This is a genomic window from Mycobacterium sp., assembly GCF_049683355.1.
Taxonomy (GTDB): domain Bacteria; phylum Actinomycetota; class Actinomycetes; order Mycobacteriales; family Mycobacteriaceae; genus Mycobacterium.
The window spans coordinates 1-1833 of sequence record NZ_JBAUJB010000321.1; the positions used below are offsets into that span (position 1 = coordinate 1).

The following is a 1833-nucleotide window of genomic DNA, read 5'->3' on the forward strand; positions in this document are numbered from 1 at the left end:
TGTTGTCCATCGGCTCCAACGTCGGTGACCGGTTGCGGTGGCTGCAGTCGGTGGTCGACGGCCTCGGCCGAGCCGTGGTGTCGGTGTCGCCGGTGTACGAGACGCAGGCATGGGGCGGCGTCGAACAAGGCCCGTTCCTCAACGCTGTTGTCCTCGCCGACGACCCGGCACTGGACGCGCACGGCTGGCTGCGCCGGGCCCACGAGCTCGAGGACGCGGCAGATCGGGTACGCGAGCAGCGGTGGGGGCCCAGGACGTTGGACGTCGACCTCGTGACGTGCCGAGACTCGGGTACGGAGGTGACGGTCGGGGACGACGAGCTGACGCTGCCGCACCCCTATGCCCACGTCCGGGCGTTCGTGCTGGTCCCGTGGCTGGCAGCCGATCCGCACGCCACCCTGAGCGTGGCGGGCCGGGAGCGCACCGTCGGAGAGCTCCTCGAGGCCGTCGACGCGGCAGAACAGGCCGGAGTGCGGCGCACCGAGCTGACGCTGAGCCTCGGGAACGGGCGTTGACCGGCTGATGGGACCCACTCGTCTGCGAGATCTTCTCGCCGCCGTCGTGGTGACCGCGGTGGTGGGCTATCTGGTGGTGCGCGCCGTGTACCGGTGGTTCCCGCCGATCACGATGTGGACCGGGGTGTCGCTGCTGGGCGTCGCGGTCGCCATCGCGGGCTGGGGCTTTTATGTCCGCGCCAGGATCCGTGATGGCGAGGTCGGGGTGGGACTCGGCCGGTTGCATCCGCTGGCGGTGGCGAGATCGGTGGTGATCGCCAAGGCGTCGGCGTGGATGGGCAGCGTCGTCCTGGGGTGGTGGCTGGCCGTGTCGGTCTACCTGCTGCCGCGCCGCAGCGCCCTGCGGGTGGCGGCCGAGGACGCCCCCGGCTCGGTGGTGGCCGCGTCGTGTGCGCTTGCGCTGGTCGTCGCGGCGCTGTGGCTGCAGCATTGCTGCAGGTCTCCCGACGAGCCGCCGGAGAACGCCGACGCGGCACCCGGCTGACCGAATAGCCCAGCGCACCTGCCGAATCGCCGCGGAGGTCGACACGCTAGATGACCTGTGGCGGGTACAGTCGGCCCATGACCGATCCGACCCGTGGCGCGCGCATTCGGCGCGGTGCCCGTCGGCCGGGTTGGATCCTGATGTCGGTGTTGCTGGTGCTCGCCATCGCGGCGAGTTCGGCGCTGGTTTTCACCAACCGGGTGGAGTTGCTCAAGCTCGCGGTGATCCTGTCTCTGTGGGCCGCGGTGGTGGCGGCGTTCGTGTCGGTGATCTACCGCAGGCAGAGCGACAGCGACCAGGCCAAGGTGCGCGACCTCAAGTTGGTCTACGACCTGCAGCTCGACCGCGAGATCTCGGCGCGCCGGGAGTACGAGCTCGCGGTGGAGACGCAGCTGCGCCGCGAGTTGGCCTCGGAGTTGCGCGCGCAGTCGGCCGACGAGGTGTCGGCGTTGCGGGCGGAACTGGCCGCGCTGCGGGCGAACTTGGAGTACCTGTTCGACACCGACCTGTCGCACCGGCACGCGATCGAGCCGGAGCGCCGCGGTGGCGATTCCCGGGAACTGGGCGGGTGGACTCCCGGGGCGGACACCGCGGGACGGGTCCGCAGCAGCCGCATCGACACCGAGGACCTCGACGAGGTCTCCGACGCGGATCCGCACGCGCCGGACACCGAGGAGAGCCCGATCATCGACGTTCCCGCCGAACCGCACCCCCCGGAGGCGGAACGGCCGTCCCCTGCCGACGAGGCGGGCGGCGCGCACCGCAGATTCTCCGAAGGGGCCCGGGCCGGGACGTATCGAGCAGACGAGACCCCCGGCCGGCAGTGGGCGGCGC

Annotated in this window: 3 protein-coding genes; all 3 read left to right on the forward strand. The window is 71.5% G+C overall.

What is annotated here, in order from left to right:
• The first annotated feature begins 2 nt into the window (after positions 1-2).
• Positions 3-515 (forward strand): 2-amino-4-hydroxy-6-hydroxymethyldihydropteridine diphosphokinase, encoded by a 513-nt coding sequence (gene folK, locus WA944_RS18745; RefSeq protein ID WP_526647219.1) that lies wholly within the window; start codon positions 3-5, stop codon positions 513-515.
• Positions 516-522: 7 nt separating this feature from the next.
• On the forward strand, positions 523-999 hold the full coding sequence (locus tag WA944_RS18750) for a DUF3180 family protein (RefSeq protein WP_526647220.1): 477 nt from the start codon (positions 523-525) through the stop codon (positions 997-999).
• A gap of 77 nt (positions 1000-1076) precedes the next feature.
• Positions 1077-1833: DUF6779 domain-containing protein (locus tag WA944_RS18755; RefSeq protein WP_526647221.1), on the forward strand; the 757-nt coding region annotated here is incomplete at its 3' end.

What these genes read in the sequence shown, in the direction of transcription:
- WA944_RS18750 (WP_526647220.1), top strand. Translation starts at nt 523, where the DNA reads ATGGGACCCACTCGTCTGCGAGATCTTCTCGCCGCCGTCGTGGTGACC.